This is a genomic window from Microbacterium sp. MPR-TSA4 (genome assembly GCF_058792815.1).
On record NZ_JBXAFF010000009.1, the window covers coordinates 35970 to 61548 of the forward strand.

Genomic DNA, 25579 nt, shown 5'->3' on the forward strand with positions numbered 1-25579 from the left:
GTGACCGACTCCGAGCTCCGGACCAACCCGGACAACTTCTGCTACCGGCATCCGGATCGCCAGAGCTTCGTGCTCTGTCAGCGCTGCCTGCGGACGATCTGCCCCGAGTGCCAGACGCCGCTGCCCGTGGGAGTCATCTGCCCGGAGTGCCTGGCCGACCAGCGCAAGGCGGCGAACGTCACGCGGATGCCGCGGCGCCGCGTGGCCGGACTCGACGGCAAGCCGGTCGTCACGTACGCGCTCCTGATCGTCACGAGCGCCCTCTACCTCATCGGCCTGATCCCCGGCGGGGTCGGCGCGACCGTGCGCAATGCGCTCGCGTTCTACGCCCCCCTGGCCTACACCGAGCCGTGGCGGCTCGTGACCGTGACGCTCGTGCACGCGAGCATCTGGCACATCGCGTTCAACATGCTCGCGCTGTGGGCGCTGGGGCGCAGCCTCGAACCGCTGCTCGGGCGGTGGCGGTTCCTCACGCTGTACGTCCTGAGTGCGGTCGGCGGGTCGGTGCTCACGGCACTGCTCGCGCCGGCGACGGTGGTCGTCGGCGCCTCGGGCGCGGTCTGGGGTCTGCTGGGTGCGATGTTCATCATCGGCCGACACCTCGGCGCGAACGTGACGGCGATCGCAGTGCTGCTGGGGATCAACCTGGTGATCACGTTCCTGCCGGGGTCGAACATCGCCTGGCAGGCGCACATCGGCGGCGGTCTGGTGGGGGCGCTGATCGGCGTGATCTTCGCACGCACCCGCAAGATCCGTCAGCGCGCGCTGCAGACCTGGCTGTTGATCGCCGTCGCCGTCGGGCTCGTCGCGCTGCTGGCGGTGCCGCTCTTCGTGTACGCCTGACGCCGTGCGCCTCGCGGGAGGCGGGGTCCGCGGGTGCCGCGGGAGAGAGTTATCCACAGCTTCATCCACATATGGGGATGAATCACACCGGTGTAATTCACAGGGGGATGCGCCTGTGGACAGCGCGGACGACGGGTCGTGCGGGGGTCAGCGCCAGCGCGTCGTCATGAGGAACCCGATGAAGGCGATGCCGAAGCCGATCACCAGGTTCCAGCCGGCGATGCCCGGGATCGGCAGCGCCTGGTTGCTCAGGTAGAACACGATCACCCACAGCAGACCGAGGATCATGAGCCCGAGCATGATGGGCTTGAACCACACCGGGTTGGGTGCGGACTCGCCCTCGCCGTACTCCGCGAGCTGCTCGTCTTCCTTGCCTGAACGTGCCATGGCGAAGATTCTACCTGGCAGGTCTCCCTCAGCCATGCTGTGCGAGAATCACACCGTGAACGAGGGTATGGGCGACGACGGGCCCCGGGTCGCCGGCCCGGGTGAGCACACGTCGCGCCGCGCGCGCCGACTCGCCGCACAGGACGGTGCGGGCGGTCCGTCGACCCCCTCGTCCGCGGATGCCGCCACCTCCGCCGCACCCGCCGCGGAGGCTCCCGCGACCCCCGTCGTGACCCCCGCGCGTCCGCGACGGCGCGCGTCCTTCCTGGGCGTGCTCGGCGAGTTGCTGATCACGGCGGGTGTCGTCGCCCTCCTGTACGTCGCCTGGCAGATGTGGATCGGCGACCTGATCATCGGCTCGCAGAAGCACAACGAGGCCAGCGCGCTGTCGCAGAGCTGGCTGCAGCAGCCGAGCGACGACCCGACGGCATCCGGCTCGCCCAGTGCGACACCGAGCGCGTCTCCGACCGAGACGGGTGATCCGGTCGTGCCCGTCCTGGCCCAGCAGGACTACGGCCAGCAGTTCGGCGTGATGTTCATCCCTCGCTTCGGTCCGAACTGGCAGTTCACGGTCGCCGCCGGAACGGGTCGTCGCGACATCCTCGACGCGGGCGAGATCGGTCACTACACCGACACCGCCATGCCGGGCGAGGTCGGCAACACCGTCTACGCCGCGCACCGCTGGACCTCCGGCGCCCCGTTCGACCCGATCGACAAGCTCGTCATCGGCGACGCGATCGTGATCCAGACGCCCGACGGCTGGTACACCTACCGCTTCCGCACGCTGGAGTACGTGCAGGACACCCAGGTCGAGGTCCTCCTCCCCGTGCCGCAGCAGGTCGGTCTGGCGGCGAACGGCCGCTACCTCACGCTGACCAGCTGCGCCCCCAAGCTCAACATGCTCGAGCGCATCATCGCCTACGCGGTGTTCGAGAGCTTCACCCCGACCGCCGCGGGTGCCCCCGCCTCACTGACTCAGGGAGTGACCGCCTGATGTATGCCGCTCTGTGGCGCGTCCTGCCCGGCCCGGCCTGGGTGCGGGTGCTCATCCTCCTCGTCCTGCTGGCCGCCGTGCTCTACGGCCTGTTCTGGTACGTGTTCCCCTGGGTCGGTCAGTTCATCAACCCGCAGGAGGCCACTGTCGGTGGCTGATCGCGCGCGCGTGCTGGTCGTGGACAATCACGACAGCTTCGTGCACACGCTCGTGGGCTACCTGCACGAGCTCGGCGCCGACACCGACATGGTCGAAGCGGATGCCGTCGCCGACCCGGTCCGCACGATCGGAGCGTTCGCCGGCGTGCTGGTCTCCCCCGGTCCGGGACGTCCCGAGGACGCGGGGTCGTCGGTCGCCGTCGTCCGCGCCGCCGCTGCCGCCGGCATCCCTCTCCTCGGTGTCTGCCTGGGGCATCAAGCCCTCGCGGTCGCCTTCGGGGCGACCGTGGCGGAGGCGCCCGAACTGCGCCACGGCACCACCTCGCACGTGCGGCATCGCGGGGACGTCCCCTTCACGGGACTGCCGTCACCGTTCGCGGCGACCCGGTACCACTCGCTCGCCGTGAGGCGGGACACGCTCCCGGAGGAGCTCGACGTCACGGCCGAGACGGCGTCGGGGGTGGTGATGGGACTCGCCCACCGCCACCTGCCGCTGTGGGGGGTGCAGTTCCACCCGGAGGCGGTGCTCACCGAGGGCGGCTACCTGCTGCTCGGAAACTGGCTCGAACGGGTGGGCGTGCCCGGTGCGGCGGCGCGCGGCGCGCGACTGCACCCGCTTCGGGGCTGAGCCCGCGCGCGGCCGGTCAGGTGCCGGAGCAGACCCGCAGCTCCACCGTGGAGTGGATGGGGACGTCTCCCGGCGGCAACGACTGTCCGGCGACGATCGGCGTGCCGGGGTTGGCGGGGCACGACGGATCCTCGACGACGGTCGGCGTGAGCTTCAGACTGTCCGACTCGAGTTCGCGTGTCGCGGCCTCCACCGTGTAGCCGACCAGGTTCACCAGCGCGACCTTGCCGCTGGCCACCGTGAGGTTGACGCGCGTGCCGACGGGCACCTGCGCTCCCTCGGTCTGGTCGGCCGACATCACGATGCCCTGCGCCAGATCGGGGTCGCTGCGGGTCGTGACCGCGCCCAGCTGCAGGCCCGCCGTCTTCAGAGCGGCCTCGGCTTGCGTGGACGACAGACCCGTGAGCGCGGGCACGGCGCTGGTCTGCTGGCCCGTCGACACGTAGACGGTGATCGACTGACCCGGTGCGACCGTGGTGCCCGCGCCCGGATCGGTGCGGATGACGTTGCCTTCCGTGATCTGGTCGCTGCTCTGGTCGACGCGCCGCGGCTGCAGATCCTGGGCCGTGAGCGTCTCGCTCGCGCGGTCCCACGACATGTCGGTGACGTCTTCGACGATGCGGGAGTTCTGGGGCACGGGCGTGCCCGGGCGACTGGTCATCACCCAGATCAGCACGGAGATCAGGACGACCGCCAGCACGGCGACGCCCGCCCAGATCCAGGCCGCGGGCGGGCCGGCCTGCGTGCGTCTCATCGTCGTGTCCGCGGTCAGCTGCCGGAGCGACCGCGCGGTCTCGGCCGCCTGCCGCGGGTTGGCACCGTAGAGCTCGCTGGTGAGCGCCCCCACCTGCTTCTTCGTGGGTGCGCGCCCCTCGAGGGTCGCGTCGAGCGCCTGTCGGAAGGAGGCCGCGTCCTGGTAGCGCTGGAACGGATCCTTGGCGAGAGCACGCAGGGCCACGGCATCCACCGAGCGGGGGATCGCGTCGACGAGCTCCGAGGGTGCCAGCGGCGTCTCGCTGACGTGCTGGTACGCCACGGCGACGGGCGACTCGCCGCGGAACGGCTGACGGCCGGTGAGGAGCTCGTACAGGACGATGCCGGCCGAGTAGAGGTCGGCCCGGGCATCGACCGGCTCGCCCTTCGCCTGCTCCGGCGAGAGGTAGGCGGCGGTCCCGATGATCGCGGTCGTCTCGGCGACCGTCGAGGAGGAGTCGGACACGGCGCGGGCGATGCCGAAGTCCATCACCTTGACCTGGCCGGCCGCGGTGACCATGACGTTGCCCGGCTTGATGTCGCGGTGCACGACGCCCGCGCGGTGCGAGTACTCGAGGGCCTCCAGGATGCCGTCCACGTAGCGGATGGCATCGGGGACGGCGACACCGCCATCGGCGACCAGGTCTTTCAGCAGGGTGCCCTCGACGAGCTCCATGACGATGTACGGAACCTGGTGCGCCGTGCCGTCGGGGTCGGTCTCGGTGTCCTCTCCGGCGTCGTAGACGCGGACGATCGCCGGGTGCGACATCCTCGAGGCGGACTGCGCCTCGAGCCGGAAACGGGTGCGGAAGGCGTTGTCGTCGGCGAGCTCGCGCTTGAGGACCTTGATCGCGACCTGGCGGCCGAGGGTCAGATCCTGTCCACGGTAGACGCTCGCCATCCCACCGCGGCCGATGAGCTCATCGACGCGGTACCGCTCGGACAGCACACGCTGCTCTCCCGACACTTCTCTCCCCTGGGCTGACTCACCGCCAGCCTAATCGAACCCTGCTGAACGCCTCCTGGGGCGCCCCCGTCCCAGGAGGCTCGCCGCTCAGGGCGCCGGAGTTCCCGTCGACGTGCTCGCCGTGGGGATCTGCGCCTGGCCCTCCTGCGAGGAGCCGCTCTCGCGGTCGCCGCACTGAGCGGTGTATTTCACCAGAATGAGTGATCCCGGCTGCACGTCCTTGTCGGCGGTCACCTGCAAGCTGCGCGGTGCGGTCGGCGACTGGTAGGTCGTGCTGTCGTTGGCGTTGAAGGTGCCGTTGATCACCGTGAAGTTGTACGCCGTGACCGACGACCCGGCCGGGCAGCTGAAGGCCTCCCACGTCACCGTGAACGTCTGCGACCCCTTGGGATCGTTCGTCACGGTCGGCGCCGTGGGCGTGCCGATCGGCGACATCTCGTCGTAGAAGGTCACCGTGATGATGCTGCCGGTGGGGACTTCGCCGCGCGTCGGGTTGGTCTGGTAGATCTTGCCGATCTCGGCGTCGGTCGGAGCGGCGGAGCCGCGTTCGCACGTGATCTGGACGTCGTTCGCGGTGGCGATGGACTGCGCCTCGTCACACGTCTTTCCGATCAGTCCGAGGCTGTCGATCGACACCGTCGTCTTGCTGGGCGTCGGCGTGGGAGTCGTGGGTGTGCGGGAGGCCGTCGTCGACGTGGTCGTCGGCGTCGGCGTCGGCTGCCCGCCCTGGTTGGCGAACAGTGCGAACAGCGTGCCGCCGAGGACGATCAGCAGCAGCGCGATGAGCGCGACGAGCGGCCACGTCCACGGGCTGCGCTTCTTCTTCGGCTCCTCGGCGGGCGCTCCCGCGTCCGCCGCCGAACCCAGCGCGGCGGCGGTCGGCAGGATGCGGGTCGCCTCCTGGGTCGCCATCCCCGGAGTGAGCAGCTTGGTGACGTCGTCGAGCGCCATCGCTCCCGCGATCGCGGGGACGATCGCCACCGCCCCGGCGACGTCGCCGCGACGCAGCGCCGTGGCGGCCCGGGCGACCGCCGACGCGGTGGCCGGCCGGTCTTCGGGCTTCTTGGCGATCATGCTCATGACGAAGTTGCGCACCGGCTCGGCGATGGTGGCCGGCAGCGGAGGCGGAGCGTCGTTGATCTGCGCCATCGCGATGGCGACCTGCGACTCACCGGTGAAGGGGCGCTTGCCCGCCAGGCACTCGTAGGCGACGATGCCCAGCGAGTAGATGTCCGTCGCCGGGGATGCCGGGTGACCCGACGCCTGCTCGGGCGACAGGTACTGGACCGTGCCCATCACCTGTCCGGTCGCCGTCAGAGGCACCTGGTCCGCGATGCGCGCGATGCCGAAGTCGGTGATCTTCACACGCCCGTCGGGCGTGATCAGGAGGTTGCCGGGCTTGATGTCGCGGTGGACGAGGCCGGCCGCGTGGGCGGCCTGCAGGGCGGCGGCGGTCTGCGCGACGATGTCGAGCGTCTTGTCGGTCGACAGCGACCCTTCGCGCTCCAGGATCGTCGACAGCGCCTCGCCGGGCACGAGCTCCATCACGAGGAAGGCCGAGCCGTTCTCCTCGCCGTAGTCGAAGACGCTGGCGATGCCCTCGTGGTTGACGAGCGCCGCGTGGCGGGCCTCGGCACGGAAACGCTCCAGGAAGCCCGGGTCGCCCATGTACTCGTCTTTGAGGATCTTGATCGCGACGGTGCGTCCGATCACGTGGTCGGTGGCCTCCCAGACCTCGCCCATGCCGCCGATCGCGATCCGCGAGTCCAGCTCGTAGCGTCCACCGAAGCTCACACCCTGTGTCGGTCTCATCTGCTCAGCACCGCCTCCATGACTTTCTTCGCGATTGGAGCCGCGATCCCGTTGCTCGTGCCGGACTGCCCGAGACCTCCGCCGTTCTCCACCATGACGGCGACGACCACCTTCGGATCCTGCGCCGGGGCGAAGCCCGTGAACCAGAGCGTGTACGGATCCGAAGCCCCGTGCTCTGCCGTCCCGGTCTTCCCGGCCACATCGACCCCGTCTATTGTTGCACCGCTGGCAGCGCCGTCACGGACATTCGAGATCATCAGCGAGGTCATCGTCGCGGCATCCGTCGTGCTGAGCGCGCGGCCCAGCTCGGTGTCGGCGAAGCTCTCCTGCACCGTCAGATCCGGGGCCACGACGCGATCGACCATGCGGGGCTTCATCACGACCCCGTCGTTGGCGATACCGGCCGCGACCATCGCCATCTGCAGCGGCGTCGCCGTGACGTCGCCCTGGCCGAAACCGCTGAGCGCGACCTGCGCATCGCTGAGCTTCGAGGTCGGGTAGACCGATCCCGTGACCGCGAGGGGGATGTCGAGATCGGCGCCGTTGAACCCGAACTTCTCCGCCTCGGCGCGCAGCGCGTCCTGGCCGAGGGCGACGGCGAGCTGGGCCATCGGGATGTTGCAGCTCAGCCGCAGAGCGGTGGCGATGGTGACCTGGTCGCCCGGTCCGCACGTGTTGCCGTCGAAGTTGCGGATGGAGGTCGAGGTGCCGGGCAGGGTGTAGGTCGCCGGGTTCGGGAAGGTCGAGTCCGGCGTGAACTTTCCGGACGACAGGGCGGCCGACACGACGACGAGCTTGAACGTCGAGCCGGGCGGGTTGAGGGTGCCGATCGTGCGGTTCTCCAGCGGGTTGACCGCCGCGCTGAGCAGCTCGTCGTACGTCGTGTTGACCTGCTTGGCGTTGTGCACCGCCATCGCGTTGGTGTCATAGCTCGGGCTGGTCACCATCGCCAGGATGCGTCCGGTCGTGGGGTCCATCGCCACGACCGCGCCCTGATAGCTGCCGAGGGCGTCGAAGGCGGCCTTCTGGATGGTCGGGTCGAGGGTCAGCAGCACGTTGGAACCGCGGGCCGGCTGACCCGTGATCACCCGCTCGACGCGGGACAGGAACTGCGAGCTCGCGGTGCCGGACAGCTCCTTGTTCATGGACTGCTCGAGACCCGTCAGGGAGTTCAGCAGCGGGTTCATGTAGCCGGTGACCGGCGCCCACATCTGCGGATCGACGTACTGGCGCTGCCACGCGTACACGTCGTCGCTGGGCACGGAGTCGGCGATCACGGTGTCGCCCGCGATGATCGACCCGCGCTGCACCTCGAAGGCGTCGTACAGGGCGCGCTTGTTGCGCGGGTTCTCGCCGAGGTCGCCGGCCTGCACGACCTGGATCCAGCTGGTCGCGCCGAACAGGGCGATGAACATCGCCAGCATGATGAACGACAGCCGTCGCAGTTCGCGGGTCATCCGATCACCACCCGGGGTCGGGAGCGCACGGCATCCGAGATCCGCAACAGCAGCGCGACGATGATCCAGTTGGCCACGAGCGAGGAGCCGCCGGCCGCGAGGAACGGGGTCGTCAGACCCGTCAGCGGGATCAGGCGGGTGACGCCGCCGACCATGATGAACACCTGCAGGGCGATCGTGAACGACAGGCCCGTCGCGAGGAGCTTGCCGAAGTCGTCCTGTCCGGCGATGCCGATGCGGATGCCGCGGCTCGCGAAGACCATGTACAGGCAGAGGATCGCGAAGACGCCGATCAGGCCCAGCTCCTCGCCGAGGCTGGGGAAGATGTAGTCGCTCTGCGACAGCGGCGTCAGGCCGGGGCGTCCGCGACCGAGTCCCGTCCCGAGCAGCCCGCCCTCGGAGAGGCCGAAGATGCCGCTGACCAGCTGGTAGCTGCCGCCGTCGCGATCGATGACGGCGGGGTTGAAGGCGTCGAGCCAGTTCTGGAAGCGCCAGCCGACGTACGTCAGCACCTGCGAGGCTATGATCGCCCCGCCGACGGCGAGGAGCACGCCGAGCACCGCCCAGCTGGTCTTGCCGGTCGCCACGTAGATCATGGCGATGAACATGCCGAACATCAGCAGACCGGTGCCGAGGTCGCGCTGGAAGACGATGATCGCCATCGAGGCGAGCCAGATCAGCAGCAGCGGACCGAGCTCGCGGGCGCGTGGCCAGGTCATCCCGAGGAAGCGGGTGCCGACCGAGCTCAGCGCCTCGCGGGTGCGCACCAGGTAGCCGGCGAAGAAGATCGCGAGCGCGATCTTGGCGAGCTCGCCCGGCTGGAACGAGAAGATGCCGCCGATCGAGATCCAGACGTCGGCGTTGGCGTCGGTGCCGAGGCCCGGGATGAACGGCAGCACGAGCAGGAGGATGCCGGCGAAACCGAACACGTACGTGTAGCGGAACAGCACACGGTAGTTCTTGAGGAAGACGACGATCGCGACGGCTGCCGCCGTGGCGATCGCGAGCCAGACGAGCTGGCGCGTGGACAGGGCGTCCCAGCCGGTGCTCTGATCCTCGATGTCGATGCGGTAGATCATGGCGAGCCCGAGTCCCGACAGCACGGTCGCGATCGGGACGACGAAGGGATCGGCCTGCGACGCTTTGAAGCGCAGCACGATGTGCAGCCCCAGGACGAGGACCGTCAGTGCGCCGCAGTAGTAGAGGAACGTCCAGTCGATGTGGCCGAGCGCGCCCAGCTGCACGAGTGCGATGGCGGCGCCGTTGATCGCGAACGCGAACAGCAGCAGGCCCAGCTCGCGATTGCGCTGCGTCTGCGGCACGCGGAGTCTCCGCAACGCCTTGACGACCGTCGTATCGGTCTGGACGGTGTCGGTCGACGCGCTCATCGTTCATCCTCCACGGTGGTGCGCAGCGTGTCGACGATCTGCTCCGCGTCGGACAGCGACCGCGCGGAGATGGTCGAGGTGACCGCGAGCCGCTGGTAGAACGGCAGGTCCTTCAGCATGATGCCGGTGTCCTCGTAGACCGAGGAGAGCGAGAGCGGACCGAGATCCTGCTGGATGCCGCGGAAGATGACGACGGTGTCGGTGTCGGCGCCCACGAAGTACCGCGTCTGGGTCCAGCTGTAGGCGCCCAGCGCCGCCGCCGCGAGCGCGAGGAGGATCGTCAGCAGCCCGACCACCCACCACACGCGTCGACGGCGGGCGCGGCGCCGATCCTCCTCGATGAGCTCCTCGAGGAACTCGGCGGCGGGCTCGAAGTGCGTCGGTTCGTTCGCGGCCTGCCGCGCCGAGTGCAGCCAGCTGGTGCGACCGGGTCGGGCGGCCGGGACCTCGACGCCCTGCGGGTTGGATGCCGAGCCGACGATGGTGGCGGTCCCGCTGAACATGGGGTGGCTGCCGCCCACGTCGACGATGACGACCGTGACGTTGTCGGGAGCCCCGCCGTCGAGGGCCTGCTTGAGCAGGAGGTCGGCCGTGCGCCCCGGAGGGTAGTGGTGGCCCAGCACCTTGCTCGTGTGGGCGTCGTCGACGACCCCGGACAGACCGTCGGAGCACAGCAGCCAGCGGTCGCCGGGCTGCGTCGGCATGATGAAGGTGTCGACCTCGGGGTCGGGGTCCATGTCGCCGAGCACGCGCATGAGCACCGACCGGCGGGGGTGGTAGCGCGCTTCCTCGGGGGTGATGCGACCCGAGTCGACGAGGCGCTGCACGAAGGTGTGGTCCGTCGTGATCTGGGTGAGCGCGTCGTCGCGGTACAGGTAGATGCGGGAGTCGCCGATGTGGGCGATGACGGCGTAGTCGTCGACCATGATGAGGCCGCTGACCGTCGTCCCCATGCCGGCGAGCTCGGGCCGACGCGCCACGGTGTCGATGAGCACGGCCGCCGTGGAGGAGATCGCCTCCTGAAGGGCCTGTTCGGCCTCACCGGTGGACCCGTAGGGGTGGTCGAGCTCCTTCAGACGGTGGACGGCGATGCTCGAGGCGACATCCCCGCCGGCGTGGCCGCCCATGCCGTCGGCCACGACGAAGAGGTTCGAGCCGGCGTAGCCCGAGTCCTGATTGTTGGAGCGCACCTTCCCCGTATGGGAGATGGCGACGCTCGATCCCTCGAACACCATGAGCCGCGGGCTACTTCCTCAGCTCGAACGTCGTCGCGCCGACCTTGATCGGTGCGCCCACGCGCACGGGCACCGGGGTGCTCACGCGTGCGCCGTCGTGCCAGGTGCCGTTGGTGGAGTCGAGGTCCTGGATCATCCACTGGTCGCCCCACAGCAGCAGGCGGGCGTGATGGCTGGACGTGTAGTCGTCGCGGATGACGAGCCCCGACTCGCTGGAGCGGCCGATCGTGAGGGCCTCGGAGCCGAGGGGGAGTTCGAGGCCGGCCTTCGGTCCGCTCGTGATGACGATGCGTGACACGGCGTCGCGGGTCGCCTTCTGCGGCCCGCTCGGTGTGGGCGCCGCCGCGGGGGCGGCGGGGGCGATGGGCGCCGTGGCGGCCTGCGCGGGAGCGGATGCCGCCGCCGGGGCGAGCCCCGCGGCCGCCGGCTCGGGGAGCTTTCGAACCTTCACGCCGAAGAGGTCGGCGCGCAAGGAGTAGACGACGGCGAACACGAAGAACCACAGCAGGATCAGAAATCCGATCTGCAGCAGCAGGAGGGTCAACTCGCTCACGCGGATCCTCCGAATCCAAAGGCGCGGGTCGCGTCGGCGGCAGAGGTGGTGGGGCGGGGAGGCGTCGCCTGTGCGACGACGCGGAAGACGATGTCGGTGCGTCCGATCGTGATCACCGAGTCGGGCGGCAGCGGGGCCTCCGCGATCTTGGTTCCGTTCAGCTGCGTGCCGTTGGTGGAGCCCATGTCGCGGACCATCGCGCGCTCGCCGTCCCAGAGGATCTCGACGTGGCGGCGGCTGGTGCCGGCATCCGGGATGGTGATGTCGGCGTCGCTGCCGCGCCCGATGACGGTGCGCCCCTTCGCGAGGGGGTGCTGCGCTCCGGCGATCTCCACGACGCCGCGCCACGCGACCTGGCCGGCGGCCGTCTGGGATGCCACGCGCAGCGTCCCCGTCGACAGCGTCGGATCCGCGGTGAGCGAGATGGTCACGGGTCCCGCGAACGTGAAGCCCTGTGCCTTCGCGTGCGCATCGACGAGCGTGTGCAGCTCGGAGTCGAGCGCGCTGCCCAGGGACAGCATGCGCTCGGCATCCGCCGGCGACATGCGCACCTCGAACGTGTTGGGGGCCAGGATGCGGTCGCGGCTGACGACGGCAGCCTTCGCATCGAGCTCGCTGCGCAGGGCGGCCGCGATCTCGACGGGCTGAATGCCGCTACGGAAGGACTTCGCGAACGCGCTGTTCACTGCGCGCTCGAGTCCCTTCTCGAAGCTGTCCAGTAGTCCCACAGGGCTCCTCAGGATCGCCGACCGGTGCGTACATGCTAGTTGCACAGGCTGAGCGCACGCGGAACGTGCGATGTCGGGCGTCGCGTTTCGACTCGCTGCGCTCGCTCAACGCCCGGGGGCCCCGCCCGCGTGCCCCGTGCGTTGAGCGAGGCGCGCAGCGCCGCCCGTGCGTTGAGCGAGGCGCGCAGCGCCGAGTCGAAACGCCTCCCGTCTCGTGATATCCTCGGGAAGTTGAGTCCGTGAGATCTTCGGATGTCGCGGCTCGCGCGAGTGGCGGAATAGGCAGACGCGCTGGCTTCAGGTGCCAGTGCCCGAAAGGGCGTGGGGGTTCAACTCCCCCCTCGCGCACCACAGGAAGACGACGGAGATCAGCCCGGCTGTGCCGGTGGTGATCTCGTCTCCTACGGTGCGATGCAAAAGGTCACCCTCCGGGGTGGCCTTTTCTGCTGTTCACGGTCTTCGAAGACTTCAGGGTGTGCGAAGGTCACTCACTCGGCTGAGTCGACATTCGGCCCTCGCTGGTCACCCCGTTCACGATTGGCCGGCGCGGCGCCGGGCGTCACGCCGTAGAGCGTCCGGATGGCCTGTTCCGCGCCGACCGCGTCGCGCGCGGCGATGCGGTCGCGCAGCCGCTGCCAGTTCTCGCGGCGCGGTGCCGGTCTTGCGACGACGCCCGACCACCCCCGGAGGTTGCGTTGCACCACGATCGAGGTCTCGCGGATGATCGTGAGGAAGACCCCGTTGCCGGTCGCCCGCGTGGCGAGGAGCCCCAAAGCGGATGCCGCGGCGAAGACCGCTGCCGGCTCGCCCGCGTCGATGCCCGCGAGGGCGGCGTCGACGGTGCCGACGATGTCGGCGAGGTCCTCGTCCGAGCACCGGGAGACGGCCAGGTTCACTGCGTTGCCCAGGAAGTACGCGGCGAACTCGCCGGTGTCGCGGCGGAGCGCATCGTCGGGAGCGGTGACCCGGGTGTAGCGGCCGACGGCGATCTCGACGAGCCCGAAGCGCTCCAGTCGCTGCAGCGCCTCACGCACGGGCGTCCGGGACACGCCGAGCTGCCGCGCGAGCTCGACGTCGCGGAGCCGATGGCCCGGAGGGAACGTGCCGTCGGCGATCGCCGCACCGATGCGGGCGTAGATCTCGTCGCTCAGGATCATCCCGCTGGTGAGTTCGATGGGAGAAAGGGTGTCACTCATCTGCATCGAATGGTACGTCGCGCGCAGACGCTGCGACAGGTCGGATCTCTCCGTAGGCGGCGCCGCCCAGGATCGCAGGGGGCGCCGACCAGAGAATGACGCCGTCGCGACGCTGGGGGGTCGTGATCCGCGTTTTCGCCGTGAGCGACGTCAGGATGCGTGGTGTCGGCCACGCCGGCAGGGAGCCGGCCGCTCATCTCGTCACCGCGGACTCCACGATCGACAGGCCGTGTCCGCGCAGACGCCCTCGCTCCGCGGACAGAACGGCGAGCACACGGTCGCGCGTCCCGCGTCCGTGTGCGATGACGAGTTCACGTGCCCGCTCGGGATCCCGTGCCGCGATCGCCGCGACGATCTCTCGGTGTTCGGCTCGCGCCTGCGCGCGCGACGCCGCGCTGCGCACCTCGAGCCACCGGGTTCGGCTGAGGCGCAGGAGCGCCCCGGACACCGCATCCACGAGGAACGGATTGCGCGACAGGCGTGCGAGCGCGATGTGGAAGTCGCTGCCGTCACGCAGCACGGTGTCGGCATCGTCGTGTGTGCCGCTCTCGTCGAGGAGGGCGGCGAAGCTGTCGAGCTCCGCCTCATCAGCGCGCTCTACGGCGAGAGTCACAACGGCGACCTCGGCCGCCTCACGAAACTCCATCACCGCCCGGATCTCGCTGAGGTCGATCGGGGCCACGCGCCAGCTGCGCCCATCCCGCACGGTGAGCCCTTCGTTCTCGAGGCGCATCAGGGCGGCGCGGATGGGTGTGCGCGACGCACCGAGGAGCGATTCGAGGCCGCGTTCGCTCAATCCTTCACCCGGCAACAGGTCGAGTGACAGGACGGCGGCGCGGAGGCGGTCGTAGGGGGCGGGCGGGGTCACGGCTACTCTCCTGGTGTACCAGACTGGTATACCAGCACTCTATCCGACAAAGGACGCCGCGATGCTGATCACGAGGACTTCCACGGCCGCGCCCGCGCGTGCTTGGCTAATGCTGACGCTGGGCGTGTTGGCTCAGGCGGCGGGCACCTTGTTGGTGTCGACGCCGGCTTACCTGATCCCGCTCCTGCACAGCGAACGCGGCCTTCCGCTGACGCAGGCAGGCCTGCTCGCATCGGCACCCACCTTCGGTATGGTGTGCACTCTGGTGGCGTGGGGCGTCCTCACCGATCGGTACGGGGAGCGCGAGATCATCGTCGCGGGGCTCGTGCTCACCGCGGCGGCCTCCTTCGCGGCGGCCGCCGTGAGCGACGACGGCTACCTGCTGCTCGGCGTCCTGCTCGCCTTCGGCGGCGCGGCGTCGGCCAGCGCGAACGCCGCGAGCGGTCGCGTCGTGATCGGATGGTTCCCTGCCCGGCGCCGAGGCCTCGCGATGGGGATCCGGCAGATGTCCCAGCCGCTCGGGGTGGCGGTGGCCGCGCTGATCGTGCCCCCGCTGGCGATGCGCGGGCTCGCGGCGCCGATGGTAGTCACGGGGGTGATCACGGGGGTGCTCGTCGTGCTGTGCGCATGGGGGATCCGCAATCCGCCGCGACCGGCGCGCGGATCCGGACCCGTGGATGCCGCGGTCAGCCCGTACCGCGCGAACGACTTCCTGGTCCGCATCCACGTGGCATCCGCGCTGCTGGTCGTGCCGCAGTTCGCGCTTTCGATCTTCGGCATGGTGTGGCTCGTGGCAGCGATGGGATGGGGCGCGGCCGAGGCGGGTGCCCTCGTCGCGGTCTCGCAGTTCGTCGGCGCTGGTGGCCGAATCCTGGTCGGTCATCTCAGCGACCGCGTCGGCACCCGTGTCGGCGTACTGCGATGGGTGGCGGGCGCGGGGGTGCTGGTCATGGTCGCCCTCGCCGTGGCCGGCGCCATGCGCTTCGACCCGCTGGTCGTTGTGCTGTACCTCGTCGCCTCGACGGTTTCGGTCGCCGACAACGGCCTCGCCTACACGTCGGTCGCCGAGGCGGCCGGGCCCTTCTGGTCGGGTCGTGCCCTCGGTATCCAGAACACGGGACAGTTCCTCGCCGCCTCCGCCGTCGGTCCGTTCGTCGGTGCACTGATCGCCGCCGTCGGCTATCCCGTCGCCTTCGGACTGATCGGAGTCACGCCGCTGATGGCGCTCATGGTCACCCCGCGGCGGGACGGTGCGTCCGGGTCGATGTAGCGCAGGGCCCTGAAGGGAAACAGTTCTTCTCCTTTGCGATAACCAAAGAAAATTGGTACAGTGATCGCGGAACGAGCCGAGCGGCGCAAGGGGGACTTCGCGTCGGGTCGCTCGTCTCCCGGCGGCGGGCGCCATCTCTCGATGGTGTCGCAGTGCCGTACTCCGTGCGACACCACAGTCGCGCGCTCACCCCACGCAAAGGACACCCATGGACACCAAGACACGCGTTCCCGGCCGTAAGCGCCTCCTCATCGCGGGAGGAGCGCTGCTCGGCGCTGCCAGCCTCGTCACGGCCGCCGCCTTCACCGACTTCGCCAACCTGAACCTCGGCAACGGCACCGACGACAGCGGTATCGGTGGGAACAACCGTTTCAACATCCAGGTCGTCGGCACGGACGCCGACGGCAACCCCGTGGCAGGCACGTGGCAGGAGGCCGACACCGAAGCGGGCGTCAACATCAACGTCCCGGGGTCGCAGCTGATCACTCCCGGCGACACCATCAGTGTCGCCATTCCGTTCCGCAACGAGAGCCCGGCGCTGAGCGCAGACATCTCCTTCTCCCTGCAGGATCGCCCGGGCTACACGTCCGACCCCGCGATGGTCGCGGCCCTGCGCTACACGATCACGCTCGACGGCACGGACATCGTCACCGACGCCACGCAGGCGACTGTCGATGATCTCGATCTCGGCACCTACCTGACGGGCGAGCAGGGCACCCTCGAGGTCGCGATCACGCTCCCGGATCAGGGATCGGCCGCGGACAACAACGCCCTGCAGGGGCAGGTCTCCTACGTGCAGGCCCACTTCGACGCGATCTCGGTCCAGCCGTAGCCGACTCCCGCGGGGCGGGGACGTTCACCCGACCGCGAGCGTGCACCCCAAGGCCGCTCGCGGGAAGGCCGAGTCCCCAGCCCGGCCGACGCTCGGTCTCCCCACGTGCCGATGCGTCCGCCCCGTCCCGCGGGCCCTCTCCAGGTACGCAGCTCTCTGACGCTCCGGCAGCGTACGAGTGCGCGTGCACATCCGCGAGCAGCCCAGAAGGAGAGCCCATGCCCGTCCTCAGACTCGGGGCCCGTCGGCTCATCATTGCCGCCGGTGCCGTCCTCGCCATCGGCGCACTCACCACCGCCGCAGCGTTCGTCGATCTCGCCGATGTGCGCGTCGCGCTGGACGGCACGCGCACGACGTTCGACATCCGCACCGCCGGCAGCGACGCAACCGGGTGGGAGCCGAGTCCCTCGGATTGGCAGCAGGGCAACCCTGGTGCGTACGAGGTCGCGCTGCACAGCGGGGCCACGCTCGCGCCCGGCGGCGTGCTCGCGCTGAGGGTTGCCGTTCAGAACAACAGTCCCGCGCTGGCCGGGACGCTCTCGTTGGACATCGTCGATCCTCAGCCCCGCGGGCAGGAGATCGACCCGACGACCGGGCGCTATGTCGAGCTGTTCGATCAGCTCGTCTTCACGGTGAAGCAGGGATCGACCGTCCTTTTCGACCACGTCCCTGCGACCGCATTGACGACGTACGTGTGGTCCGCCGCACTCGCCTCGGGCGACGACATGGTGTTGGACGTGCAGATCGATCTGCCGCCGAGTGTCGACAACCGATGGCAGGGCGCCAGCACAGCCGTACAGTTCCACTTCGAAGCGGAGAACTCATGACCGGCACTCCTCGCCGCTCCGGGACGCGACGCCTGCTCCTCGCCGCCGGCGCTGTCCTCCTCGCCTGCGGCGGGGTCACCGCTGCCGCGTACACCGACGCCGCTCTCGTCTTCTTGGGCACCGGCAGCGAAGGATCGGGGATCGGAAACCCCCACCGCTTCGATATCGCGGTGCGCGACGCACAGAACGAACTACAGGACGCGGTGACTCGAGCCGACGCGGTCGTGCTTCCCGTCACCTCGGGCACCGTGTTCACGGAGGGAACACCGGTGCGCTTCGACGTCACGATCGCGAACCGCACCCCCGGCGTCACGGGCGATCTCATGCTCTCGCTCTACGACCCGGATCCACAGTCCTCCGATCTGTTCGGATCGCTGCGGTTCAGCCTGTACCTGGACGGCTCGGCGACACCGGCGATCACTGACGCCACCGCTGACACCGTGAATGCGGCCGGCCTTGGCTTCACTGCGGTCGAGCCGGGCATCGAACACCACGTGCGGGTCGACGCCGTCATCGCGACCGGCGCGGGTCTCAGCGTGGCGGGCACGTCGACGGCGATCGGACTGCAGACGAACGGGACGAGCCGATGACGCGCATCTCCCGCCTCCGTACATGGAGGACCGCTGTCCTACTGGCCGCTCTCACCGTATGGACGGCCGCCGCTCCGGCTGCCGCCCAGGACGATCTCATAGATGCGGCACCCACGACGATCGGGATCGATACTCCTGCGCCCGGCCATGCCATGGACTGGACGATGACCGTGACCAACGTCACCTCCGTCGCTGTGCCTCTCTCGCTGCGGGTCAGCGGCGAGCGCGTACCGCTTTTCGTCGGTGCGACACCACTGGAGGTCACCGTTCGCGACGCGACAGGTGGCATCGTGGTCGGCCCGTTGGCGGCGGGGGATCTCATCGGCCAGCTGATCGTCCTGCCCTCGTTGCCCGCAGGCGCGACGTATGCGCTCTCCGGTACCGCCAGCCTCCCGCGCTCGGCGGACAACTCCTACCAGGGGCTCAGCGGCGAGCTCGTGTTCGAGTTCGTTGCGGTCGATCCACGGACGCCCCTCGCGCAGACCGGTGGGACGGCACCGATCGTGTTCCTGCTTCTGGGTGGCGCTCTTCTCACCCTCGGTGTCTTGCTACTCACTCGACGAAAGGCCCGCACTGATGCGTAAGACGAACCGTCGCCTGCTCGCCCTGGCCGCCGGACTCGCCGCTGTCGGCCTCCTCGCCGGCGTCGCGGGGACGAGTGCCGCCTACCAGGATGTCGCTCACGCGCGCACGGACTCGATCGCCGCTGAGGCGTCGGCGCCCTTCCGACCGGGGCTCGCGAGGAACGCGCGCATGGTCGACACCGGCATCGCGCTCGGCAACGACGGCCGCGTGTACGTCTGGGGATGGTTCGGAGGCTCGTCGGAGATCTCGGGTTCGACCTCACCTCTCCTCGGCGACCGCGCGCCTCAGGCCGTCCCGCTTCCCGACGGCATCAAGCAGATCTCCGGCATGATCTACGACGCCAACGCGCTGGCGGCGGACGGGACCGTATACGGCTGGGGAGCCTACAACAGCCGCAATGGGACGAGCGCATCCTCATCGGCCAATCAACCCCGACAGATCCGCATCGGCACCGCATGGAACGGCACGGGGCCGCTCCTGACCGGAGCTCTGACGATCGCGTCCACAGAGATGGCCGGCGCGGCGATCACGAACACGGGGGAGGTGTACAAGTGGGGATCCAGTGCATACGGCGGCTCGACCGTCTCGGGTGCGCAGAAGCTCACCGGACTGCCCGACCCCACCGTCGCCGGCAATCGACCCGTCTACATCAAGGGCGCGTACACGAACTTCTTCGTGATCTTGGAGAACGGCGACGTCTACGCGTGGGGCGGCACCTCCAGTACCCCGACCGGCTACTCCAGCGGGACCACGGCGGTGAAGCTCACATCACTGTCGCCCTGGTTCGCCTCCACCGTCGCGACCGGGCAGCCGCACATCGTCGCCGTCGACGGGGGCATCTCCATGGGAGGAGCGCTCCTGTCTGATGGAACCTTCCTCAGCTGGGGCGGGTCTGCGACGCGCATCGGCAACCGATCCGGCACCCCCGGTACGCCCGCGCTCGTCACCACTCTGAGCGGCATCACCTCGATGCAGTTCGGCCTGACGGGGGTCGTCATGGCCAAGAACGACGGCTCGTTGTGGGGTTACGGGGCCAGCGATGACTATGGTCAGCTGCCCCAGGCCCCGACGAAGGTCGACGACGACGTGCGCCAGTTCGCCGCCGGGCAGGGCTACTACATCTGGCAGCGTGGCGACGGTACGTTCTGGGGTCGCGGATACAACCCACAGGGCGCGATCGGTCTGCCCAGCGTCGGCACCACCACCAACCGCAAGGTCTCCTGGGACCTTTCGATGATCGCGCAGTAAGGGAGAACGCGACATGCGTATTCGTGCTCGAGACCGCGCGCCCCGACGTACAACCAGGCGTTTCGCGCTCGCCGTCGCTGCCGGCGCGATCGCTGTGGTCGGCGCGGTGGTCGTCACCGCAGCGGCGACCTCAGCGGCCTATACGGACCAGGCGAACATGAATCTCGCGGGAGACGCCGGGGTCGGCTATCAGGGGCATTTCGACATCGGGATCGTTCTGCCCGACGGCACGGTCGAGCAGGCCGATGCGCCGGCCGGCTACGCCTGGCCCGTGACAGACGCAGAGACCCTCGTTCCCGGCCGCACCGTCGTCACGCAGATCCCGGTCTTCAACAACACCACAGACCTGGACGCGGACACGGTCGTCACCCTGGTGGCCCGCGATGGGACGGGCGCGGTGTCGCCATCCGTGCCGAACATCACGCCGTATCTCCGGTTCACGGCATCGAGGGCGGACGGGAGCGTGCTCTTCTCGGATGCTGCACTGGCAGACGCTCACGCCAGTCTGGGAACCCTGTCGGCACGAGGCGAGCAGCCGCTCGTTGCAGGCGACGCCTACACTCCGGGTGCCACTGCGAGCTCCGACATCATCACTCTCACGATCCGCTACCTCGACGTGGCAGGGGTCGAAAGCCTCAACGGCGGGCAGTCGGCGCTGGCCGTCCGGTTCGACGCCGCTTCGCGCAAGCCATGACAGCGTCGATGACGACGAGGCGATCCCGACGCGGGAGGTCGTTGTCGGGCCACTCGTCCCGGCTCTGGTTCGCGTGGAGCCTGCTGCGCTCGGTGATCCTCACCTCCGCGGCGGTGCTCGGGATCGTGTGCGTGCTCGTCTTCGGGGTGTCGTTCGCGTTCGGAGTGCGGCCGCTCATCGTGCTCTCCGGCAGCATGGAGCCGACTCTCCCGGTCGGGTCAGTCGTCTTCTCACGGACGGTTCCGGCAGCCGAGCTCACCGTCGGCGACATCGCAACGCTCGAGCGCCCTCGTGGGCTCGGACTCATCACTCATCGTGTGACGTCCGTCCATGACGTAGACGGCACCACGGTCGATGTCACGCTTCGCGGCGACGCGAACGCCACTGACGATCCTGAGCCGTACGCCGTTGACACTGCCGGCCTCTATGTCTTCCACGTTCCGTACATGGGAACGGTCGCGATGGTGCTCAAAACCGGGTACGGCATCGGCTTCGCCGTTGCATCCGCCCTGGTGCTGATCGTCGTCTTCCTTCTCGATCCGCACCGTCTGCGGCATCCACAGGCAGCGCCGCTGGGGGGCGGCGCGTCACCGGCGAACGCCGGTGGGGCCACTACGGCCCGAACCGGGGAGGAGGGGAGGTAGTACTCTCCTCCTCCCCGGCTCGTCTTCGCACCGGTTCAGCAGCAGTGTTGTGACCCACGCGGTGGAGGTTACGTCGCCCTGACCCACGCCGGTGCTCAGACGTCGTCCCGCTCCAGGCCGCGGCGCACCGCCCACAGCGCGAGCTGCGTGCGGTCGGCGACGCCGGTCTTGCGCATGGCGGATTGCAACTGCGACCGCACCGTGTGCGCCGAGACCTTCAGATGCGCCGCGATGTCCTCGTTGCTCGTCACCCCGCTCGCGAGGATCGAGACCACACGGCGCTCGGCGGGCGACAGCGACGAGGGGAGCGCGTCGCCCGACGCGGGACGCCCGCGGCGCACGAACTCCTTGAGGACGGGGGCCATCATCCGGGGCGAGACCACGGCCTCCCCACGCGCCGCCGCGCGGATCGCGTCGACGAGGTAGTGCGAGTCGTGCGTCTTGAGCAGGTAGCCCGCCGCGCCGGCATCCAGCGCGTCGCGCACGTATCCGTCGACGGCGAAGCTCGTCATCACCACGACGGCCGCCGGGTGCTCGGCATCCGGTGCGGTGAGCTGACGGGTCGCCTCGATGCCGTCGACGCCGGGCATCTGCAGGTCCATCAGGACCACGTCCGGCCGCTCGGTGCGCGCGGCGGTGAGCGCGTCGGCCCCGTTGGCCGCTTCCCCGACGACGAGGATGTCGGGGACGCTGTCGAGCTGCAGCCGCATGCCCAGTCGCACCGCTCGATTGTCGTCGGCGATGAGCACGCGGATGCGGGCGGGGGCCGCGGTCATCGTCGATCCCTCACGAGCGCCTCCTCGTTCAGCGGCACCCGCAGGTGCACACGCCACCCGCCTCCGGCGACGGGGCCCGCCGTGAGGGTGCCGCGCAGCAGGAGCGTCCTCTCGTGCATCGACGCCAACCCCCACCCGAGGCCGACGTCGGAGGCCGGCTTGACCCGTCCGCCGTCCGCGTCGTTCTCGATGACCATGTCGAGGAAGGCGTCGACGCGGATCCGGACCCGCACGGGCGCACCCGCGGCGTGCTTCGCGACGTTCGTCAGCGCCTCCTGGAGCGCGCGGTACGCGGTGCTGGAGACGACGACCGGAAGGTCGTCGAGGGAACCGACGACGTCCACCTCGACCGACATCCCGATCCGGTCCCAGTACTCGGCGAGCTCCCACGCGCGCCGCAGGTCGGCGGTCTTCGACGGCGGCTCGGCGCCGGTCGCGCGCAGATCGGAGAGCGCACCGGTGACGCTCGCGGCCGCGAACCTGCCTTCGTTCTTCACCGACGCCACCAGCTCCATCGCCCGCTGGGGCTGGGTGTCGACGAGGGTCGCCGCCGCCTCGGCGAGCGTGATGAGGCCGGCGAGGTGCTGGCCGGCGACGTCGTGCAGCTCCTGCGCGATGCGTGCCCGCTCCGCGCGCTGCGCCTCTTCGATACGCCGATCGTGCTCCTGCTTCGCCAGGGCGGCCTCCTCGCTCGCGCGCTCCACGCGTCGCGCCTGCGTCCCCCACCACAGGCCCAGCGCCGCGACGGCGATCGCCGGCATCGTGAATCCCGCCGACTCGCGCAGCACGTACGCCTGCGCCTCGCCGACGCTGCGTCCCCAACTGAGCAGCGCGAGGAAGAGGGCGATCACGACCGCGGCGATCACCCCCGATGTCCACAGCACGGTGGCGAGGGCGCTGAGTCGGGTGGCCAGGAGGAAGAGGGCGGCCGAGATCACGAGGTACATGGCCGACAGCCACGACGGGATCTGCAGCCCGACGGCGATCAGCAGGTAGGTGGCCACCGTGATCAGCACCGCCTGGTGCGGCATCCGCTCGGCCCATACGAGGGCCACCGACTGCACGGCGCATCCGGCGACGATGACCGTCATGACCGCCCACTCCGGAAGCGGGAGCTCCCAGGACATGTAGCCCTCCATCAGGAGCGAGACCGGGTTGGAGAGCACCTGGATGAGCGTCGTGACGAACACCGTGACCGAGAAGAGCACCGCAGTGCGACGGGAGCCGAGGATGTCGTATCGCCGGGGCGTCAGCAGCGCCGACGCCCCGGCGGGATCGTGACTCGTCATGTCACGACAGTACGGGAGCGCTCTGTGCTCAGCAGACGCTGGAGAAGCTGCTGTTGCACGCACTGCTGACGTGACTGACGCCGACGGCACCATGACCGTCACCGTGTTCGCCCTCCAGTGCCTGCAGGGAGAGAAGGAACCCCATCCCTCTCACCTCCCTTCCCTCGTCGGGGATCACGCCGTGCGCGTGATCCGAACGGCCCGAGGAATCCGAGGGCCCCCGGGAGTGTCCCCACACCTTCTCCCGCCGCGGTGTGACTCGTGAGCGCGACGAGGACGCCCGCGGCTCCGGACGCGAGATCGCACGAGGCCCGCATCAGACCGTCACCCGCGAAGCGCACCTCGCTCGCGCCGGCTCCGCGCACGGTGTGCAGGTCGAGGGCGGCCACGTGCCGCTCGCGCGCCCGGCGGGCGTCGACCGACCCGAAACCGAGCCGCTCCGCCTCCGCGAGCACGTGGATGAGCCCCGCGCGACCGTGGAGCAGTCCGGCCTGCACGCTGAACGGACCCGTCGCGGCGGCGAGGATGCCGTCGAGGGCGCGATGGTGCCGGTCCGTTCCCGGAGTCACGTCGAGGAACTGCGCGAGGACCAGCCCGATGCCCGCGGACCCGTAGCCGAGATAGGGGATGAGCCGCCAGCCCTCATTCACGTGCAGCCCGCCGTCCGGCGCCGCGGTGAGGGTGGCGAGGTCGACGTCGAGAGCGCGCGCGGCGAGGTCGAGGTGGGCGCGGTCTCCGTAGGTCTCGTACAGCCGGAGACCGAGGAGCGCCGTCCCGGTCGCGCCCGCGAACAGTCCGCCGCGACTCGTCGCGACGCGGTCGCGACGCGGGGCGGCGTCGAGGCGGTCGCGCAGCAGCCGTCCCATCGCGCTCGCCGCGACGCCCCACCGCGGGTGCTCGTCGGCATCGGCGAGCAAGGTCAGGGCGACGCCCGGGATGCCGGAGTACAGCGTCGCGTCGAGCTCGCGCCAGTCGCGGCGGACGATCTCGTCGAGGAGGTGGTCGGCGACGTCCGGCATGCCGACGGCGCGGCATCCCCACACCGCACCGGCCAGGCCGTTCATGAGTCCGATGGGCTCACGCGACAGATCGCCCGAGAGGGCGTCGCGGACCCAGTCGCGCTGCGCCTCGCTGAGCGCGACCCCGGCGGCGGCCAGCGCGGCACCCACCCCGAGGGCGCCGAAGCCGAGCGCATACGGGGGCTCCTCGAACTGACGGGGATCGCCGGGCCACAGCCGGTCGTCGCGGTCGGGGACGCCGTCGCGGGAGAGGGTGTGCGCGATCTCGTCCATCGTCGCCCGCGGCGCATCCGGTCGCGCGCGCCGCCGGCCGCGCCCACGCGTCGCGCGCTCGAGCACGCGGGCCCGGTCGGCCACCCACCGATCGTCGAGGTCGAAGTGCTCGCTCGCTGTGCGCAGCAGCTGGTGCGCCTTGTCGGCGTCCAACGGCAGCAGCGCGGTGAGGGGCAGGAACATGAACAGCTCGACGCACGCGAGCGCGTACTCGTCCCGCGCCCGCGGCGAGGGCGACCCGGGGGCGACGAAACCCGGTGCGCCCACCGGCGCACCGGCGCGTGCCGACACCGGAAGCGACATCTCGAAGTCGAGCAGAGACACGGCCCCGTCGTCGGTGACGAGCACGTTGCGCGGATGCAGGTCGCCGTGGGTCAGCCCGGAGGCGTGGAGTCGGCGCACCTGCCGCCGGAGCTCCGCGCCCACGCCGAGCGCCCACTCGCGATACGACGCGATGTCCGCGGGGGTGCTCGTGCGATCCGTCAGCGGGTTGCGCAACACCACGGCATCCATCAACGACGACCCGGCGACGTGCTCGAGCGCGAGGAAACGATGGCCGTGCGCACGGAGCACGCCCACGGAACGCGGCGCCGAGACCGAGTCCGGGATGCGCGCGAGCGTGCGCTCCTCGTCGACGAGGCGGTCCACCGCGTCGCGGCCGTCGGGGGTCCATCCGCTGTGGGGCCGGGCCTCCTTCAGGACGACCGGCTGATCGTCGATCATCGCGGCGTAGACGCCGCCCGCGTTGGAGTGGTGCAGCGCGGCCGTGATCCGCGGGAACCCGGGCGGCGGCGTCATGTCGCCGAGGGCGTCGATCTCCTCCTGCAGGAACGCCGGCGGGCGCACCCAGTCGGGACAGCGGAAGGACGGCGCCCGCACGTCGGGCACGAGCTCGCCGGTGCGCAGATCGCGCAGCGCGGGCACCGAGCGGCCCTCGTGGACGACGGTCTGGGTGAGGAACGCGCCGTAGCGGACGAACAGCGGACCCTGCCGCCAGCGCACGTCGGAGAGGATGTAGGGCCCCGGGCATCCGCCGATGAGCGCATCGAGACCCTCGAGCGCCACGCGGAGGCGGTGATCGTCGGGCGGATAGACGGTGATGAACTTTCCCGCCGCGCCGCGATCCGCGTCCTTTCCGAGGCTGAAGCCGAGGTGCAGGCGGCTGCGCACGTGCTTGAAGGCGAGGAGATGATGGTGGCAGAAGGCCGCGACCGCATCGAGGGTCGCCGCGGCGGTGGCGGGCACGACGCTGACGTGGATCTTCCAGCCCTGGTCGGGAAGGCCCGCCGTGCGCGGCAGCCAGTGGGTCCAGTGGTCGTCGTCGACGCGGGTCCACAGGGTCCAGTCCCGGGAGTCCGGCACCTCGAACCGTGCCGACGAGTCGGTGTCGCGTCGGCCCGGCTTGTCGTAGAACAACGCGTCCGCGCGGGCGAAGGCAGCATGTGCGGCGTCCACGGCGTCTCCTCGGGCGAAGTCCTGTATCGGCGAGCACATTGTGCGCGCCGTGGGTGGCGCTCTCCGCCCACGTCGACAGCCGGCGGCGGTGCCTCTGAGGGCCTCCCGGT

Annotated in this window: 25 protein-coding genes and 1 tRNA gene; 13 read left to right on the top strand and 13 right to left on the bottom strand. The window is 70.0% G+C overall.

The genetic code is table 11. The features are described 5' to 3' along the window. Complete coding sequence (locus tag AC1Q49_RS06300; protein WP_060959607.1) at positions 1-843, top strand: rhomboid family intramembrane serine protease; 843 nt, start codon at positions 1-3, stop codon at positions 841-843. Positions 844-990: 147 nt separating this feature from the next. Here AC1Q49_RS06300 and AC1Q49_RS06305 read toward each other — a convergent pair whose 3' ends face one another. After that, positions 991-1230 (bottom strand): cell division protein CrgA, encoded by a 240-nt coding sequence (locus tag AC1Q49_RS06305; RefSeq protein WP_060959608.1) that lies wholly within the window; start codon positions 1228-1230, stop codon positions 991-993. A gap of 55 nt (positions 1231-1285) precedes the next feature. Here AC1Q49_RS06305 and AC1Q49_RS06310 point away from each other — a divergent pair, with 55 nt between their 5' ends. Genes AC1Q49_RS06310 through AC1Q49_RS06320 form a run of 3 tightly spaced genes read left to right on the top strand, consistent with a single transcriptional unit; the run spans position 1286 to position 3010 of the window. Continuing rightward, positions 1286-2224 (top strand): class E sortase, encoded by a 939-nt coding sequence (locus tag AC1Q49_RS06310; protein ID WP_371836326.1) that lies wholly within the window; start codon positions 1286-1288, stop codon positions 2222-2224. Next, positions 2224-2382 (top strand): hypothetical protein, encoded by a 159-nt coding sequence (locus tag AC1Q49_RS06315; protein WP_223848761.1) that lies wholly within the window; start codon positions 2224-2226, stop codon positions 2380-2382. Before AC1Q49_RS06310 ends, AC1Q49_RS06315 begins: the two co-directional genes overlap by 1 nt. Then, entirely contained in the window at positions 2375-3010 is a 636-nt protein-coding gene (locus AC1Q49_RS06320; protein WP_492491226.1) for an anthranilate synthase component II, read from the top strand. Before AC1Q49_RS06315 ends, AC1Q49_RS06320 begins: the two co-directional genes overlap by 8 nt. 16 nt (positions 3011-3026) lie before the next feature. Here AC1Q49_RS06320 and pknB read toward each other — a convergent pair whose 3' ends face one another. From pknB to AC1Q49_RS06355, 7 genes are all read right to left on the bottom strand, one after another. Beyond that, a complete protein-coding gene (pknB, locus tag AC1Q49_RS06325) occupies positions 3027-4730 on the bottom strand; it encodes a Stk1 family PASTA domain-containing Ser/Thr kinase (protein ID WP_492491227.1) in 1704 nt (567 codons plus the stop codon). A gap of 87 nt (positions 4731-4817) precedes the next feature. Then, positions 4818-6542 carry a serine/threonine-protein kinase gene (locus tag AC1Q49_RS06330; protein WP_101307096.1) on the bottom strand — a complete coding sequence of 575 codons (1725 nt, stop codon included), beginning with the start codon at positions 6540-6542 and terminating at the stop codon, positions 4818-4820. Continuing rightward, positions 6539-7999 (bottom strand): peptidoglycan D,D-transpeptidase FtsI family protein, encoded by a 1461-nt coding sequence (locus AC1Q49_RS06335; RefSeq protein ID WP_060959612.1) that lies wholly within the window; start codon positions 7997-7999, stop codon positions 6539-6541. Before AC1Q49_RS06335 ends, AC1Q49_RS06330 begins: the two co-directional genes overlap by 4 nt. Continuing rightward, positions 7996-9387: an FtsW/RodA/SpoVE family cell cycle protein gene (locus tag AC1Q49_RS06340; RefSeq protein WP_060959613.1), complete on the bottom strand. Its 1392-nt coding sequence runs from the start codon at positions 9385-9387 to the stop codon at positions 7996-7998. The genes AC1Q49_RS06335 and AC1Q49_RS06340 overlap by 4 nt, the downstream gene beginning before the upstream one ends. Beyond that, the gene (locus tag AC1Q49_RS06345; protein WP_060959614.1) at positions 9384-10622 is read right to left on the bottom strand and encodes a PP2C family protein-serine/threonine phosphatase; all 1239 of its coding nucleotides are present in this window, start codon (positions 10620-10622) and stop codon (positions 9384-9386) included. The genes AC1Q49_RS06340 and AC1Q49_RS06345 overlap by 4 nt, the downstream gene beginning before the upstream one ends. Positions 10623-10632: 10 nt before the next feature. Beyond that, complete coding sequence (locus AC1Q49_RS06350) at positions 10633-11175, bottom strand: FHA domain-containing protein FhaB/FipA (RefSeq protein ID WP_101307093.1); 543 nt, start codon at positions 11173-11175, stop codon at positions 10633-10635. Next, on the bottom strand, positions 11172-11903 hold the full coding sequence (locus AC1Q49_RS06355; RefSeq protein WP_060959616.1) for an FHA domain-containing protein: 732 nt from the start codon (positions 11901-11903) through the stop codon (positions 11172-11174). Before AC1Q49_RS06355 ends, AC1Q49_RS06350 begins: the two co-directional genes overlap by 4 nt. Positions 11904-12167: 264 nt before the next feature. Between AC1Q49_RS06355 and AC1Q49_RS06360 the strand changes: the two genes are divergently transcribed. Beyond that, positions 12168-12254, top strand: a tRNA-Leu gene (locus AC1Q49_RS06360). A gap of 137 nt (positions 12255-12391) precedes the next feature. On the opposite strand, the gene AC1Q49_RS06365 is transcribed toward AC1Q49_RS06360, so the two are convergent. After that, positions 12392-13099: a GntR family transcriptional regulator gene (locus AC1Q49_RS06365; RefSeq protein ID WP_101307091.1), complete on the bottom strand. Its 708-nt coding sequence runs from the start codon at positions 13097-13099 to the stop codon at positions 12392-12394. 193 nt (positions 13100-13292) lie between these two features. Beyond that, complete coding sequence (locus AC1Q49_RS06370; protein WP_492491228.1) at positions 13293-13967, bottom strand: GntR family transcriptional regulator; 675 nt, start codon at positions 13965-13967, stop codon at positions 13293-13295. Between the two features lie 61 nt (positions 13968-14028). Here AC1Q49_RS06370 and AC1Q49_RS06375 point away from each other — a divergent pair, with 61 nt between their 5' ends. The 8 genes from AC1Q49_RS06375 to AC1Q49_RS06410 all read left to right on the top strand — a co-directional run bounded on the left by AC1Q49_RS06375 (position 14029) and on the right by AC1Q49_RS06410 (position 20657). Then, the gene (locus AC1Q49_RS06375) at positions 14029-15237 is read left to right on the top strand and encodes an MFS transporter (RefSeq protein ID WP_492491229.1); all 1209 of its coding nucleotides are present in this window, start codon (positions 14029-14031) and stop codon (positions 15235-15237) included. A 208-nt stretch (positions 15238-15445) separates the two neighbouring features. Next, entirely contained in the window at positions 15446-16069 is a 624-nt protein-coding gene (locus AC1Q49_RS06380) for a hypothetical protein (protein ID WP_101307088.1), read from the top strand. Between the two features lie 218 nt (positions 16070-16287). Beyond that, the gene (locus AC1Q49_RS06385) at positions 16288-16896 is read left to right on the top strand and encodes a hypothetical protein (protein WP_492491230.1); all 609 of its coding nucleotides are present in this window, start codon (positions 16288-16290) and stop codon (positions 16894-16896) included. After that, entirely contained in the window at positions 16893-17486 is a 594-nt protein-coding gene (locus AC1Q49_RS06390; protein ID WP_101307086.1) for a hypothetical protein, read from the top strand. Before AC1Q49_RS06385 ends, AC1Q49_RS06390 begins: the two co-directional genes overlap by 4 nt. Positions 17487-17656: 170 nt before the next feature. Continuing rightward, on the top strand, positions 17657-18070 hold the full coding sequence (locus tag AC1Q49_RS06395; RefSeq protein WP_157831659.1) for an LPXTG cell wall anchor domain-containing protein: 414 nt from the start codon (positions 17657-17659) through the stop codon (positions 18068-18070). After that, positions 18063-19319, top strand: coding sequence for an RCC1 domain-containing protein (locus AC1Q49_RS06400; protein WP_101307084.1), 1257 nt, complete (start codon positions 18063-18065; stop codon positions 19317-19319). The genes AC1Q49_RS06395 and AC1Q49_RS06400 overlap by 8 nt, the downstream gene beginning before the upstream one ends. Before the next feature lie 13 nt (positions 19320-19332). Further along, the gene (locus AC1Q49_RS06405) at positions 19333-20013 is read left to right on the top strand and encodes a hypothetical protein (RefSeq protein WP_492491231.1); all 681 of its coding nucleotides are present in this window, start codon (positions 19333-19335) and stop codon (positions 20011-20013) included. Between the two features lie 92 nt (positions 20014-20105). Further along, a complete protein-coding gene (locus AC1Q49_RS06410; RefSeq protein WP_492491232.1) occupies positions 20106-20657 on the top strand; it encodes a signal peptidase I in 552 nt (183 codons plus the stop codon). A 95-nt stretch (positions 20658-20752) separates the two neighbouring features. Here AC1Q49_RS06410 and AC1Q49_RS06415 read toward each other — a convergent pair whose 3' ends face one another. The 3 genes from AC1Q49_RS06415 to lanKC all read right to left on the bottom strand — a co-directional run bounded on the left by AC1Q49_RS06415 (position 20753) and on the right by lanKC (position 25469). Further along, positions 20753-21433, bottom strand: a complete 681-nt coding sequence (locus AC1Q49_RS06415) for a response regulator transcription factor (protein ID WP_101307081.1) — start codon at positions 21431-21433, stop codon at positions 20753-20755. Further along, positions 21430-22722: a sensor histidine kinase gene (locus AC1Q49_RS06420; RefSeq protein ID WP_060959623.1), complete on the bottom strand. Its 1293-nt coding sequence runs from the start codon at positions 22720-22722 to the stop codon at positions 21430-21432. The genes AC1Q49_RS06415 and AC1Q49_RS06420 overlap by 4 nt, the downstream gene beginning before the upstream one ends. 98 nt (positions 22723-22820) lie before the next feature. Continuing rightward, positions 22821-25469: a class III lanthionine synthetase LanKC gene (lanKC, locus tag AC1Q49_RS06425; RefSeq protein WP_492491233.1), complete on the bottom strand. Its 2649-nt coding sequence runs from the start codon at positions 25467-25469 to the stop codon at positions 22821-22823. Between the last annotated feature and the right edge of the window lie 110 nt (positions 25470-25579).

Coding starts and splice junctions, on each gene's coding strand:
- AC1Q49_RS06305 (WP_060959608.1), bottom strand. CDS start 1,230: ATGGCACGTTCAGGCAAGGAAGACGAGCAGCTCGCGGAGTACGGCGAG.
- AC1Q49_RS06315 (WP_223848761.1), top strand. CDS start 2,224: ATGTATGCCGCTCTGTGGCGCGTCCTGCCCGGCCCGGCCTGGGTGCGG.
- AC1Q49_RS06330 (WP_101307096.1), bottom strand. CDS start 6,542: ATGAGACCGACACAGGGTGTGAGCTTCGGTGGACGCTACGAGCTGGAC.
- AC1Q49_RS06335 (WP_060959612.1), bottom strand. CDS start 7,999: ATGACCCGCGAACTGCGACGGCTGTCGTTCATCATGCTGGCGATGTTC.
- AC1Q49_RS06340 (WP_060959613.1), bottom strand. CDS start 9,387: ATGAGCGCGTCGACCGACACCGTCCAGACCGATACGACGGTCGTCAAG.
- AC1Q49_RS06345 (WP_060959614.1), bottom strand. CDS start 10,622: ATGGTGTTCGAGGGATCGAGCGTCGCCATCTCCCATACGGGGAAGGTG.
- AC1Q49_RS06365 (WP_101307091.1), bottom strand. CDS start 13,099: ATGAGTGACACCCTTTCTCCCATCGAACTCACCAGCGGGATGATCCTG.
- AC1Q49_RS06375 (WP_492491229.1), top strand. CDS start 14,029: ATGCTGATCACGAGGACTTCCACGGCCGCGCCCGCGCGTGCTTGGCTA.
- AC1Q49_RS06380 (WP_101307088.1), top strand. CDS start 15,446: ATGGACACCAAGACACGCGTTCCCGGCCGTAAGCGCCTCCTCATCGCG.
- AC1Q49_RS06385 (WP_492491230.1), top strand. CDS start 16,288: ATGCCCGTCCTCAGACTCGGGGCCCGTCGGCTCATCATTGCCGCCGGT.
- AC1Q49_RS06390 (WP_101307086.1), top strand. CDS start 16,893: ATGACCGGCACTCCTCGCCGCTCCGGGACGCGACGCCTGCTCCTCGCC.
- AC1Q49_RS06400 (WP_101307084.1), top strand. CDS start 18,063: ATGCGTAAGACGAACCGTCGCCTGCTCGCCCTGGCCGCCGGACTCGCC.
- AC1Q49_RS06405 (WP_492491231.1), top strand. CDS start 19,333: ATGCGTATTCGTGCTCGAGACCGCGCGCCCCGACGTACAACCAGGCGT.
- AC1Q49_RS06415 (WP_101307081.1), bottom strand. CDS start 21,433: ATGACCGCGGCCCCCGCCCGCATCCGCGTGCTCATCGCCGACGACAAT.
- AC1Q49_RS06420 (WP_060959623.1), bottom strand. CDS start 22,722: ATGACGAGTCACGATCCCGCCGGGGCGTCGGCGCTGCTGACGCCCCGG.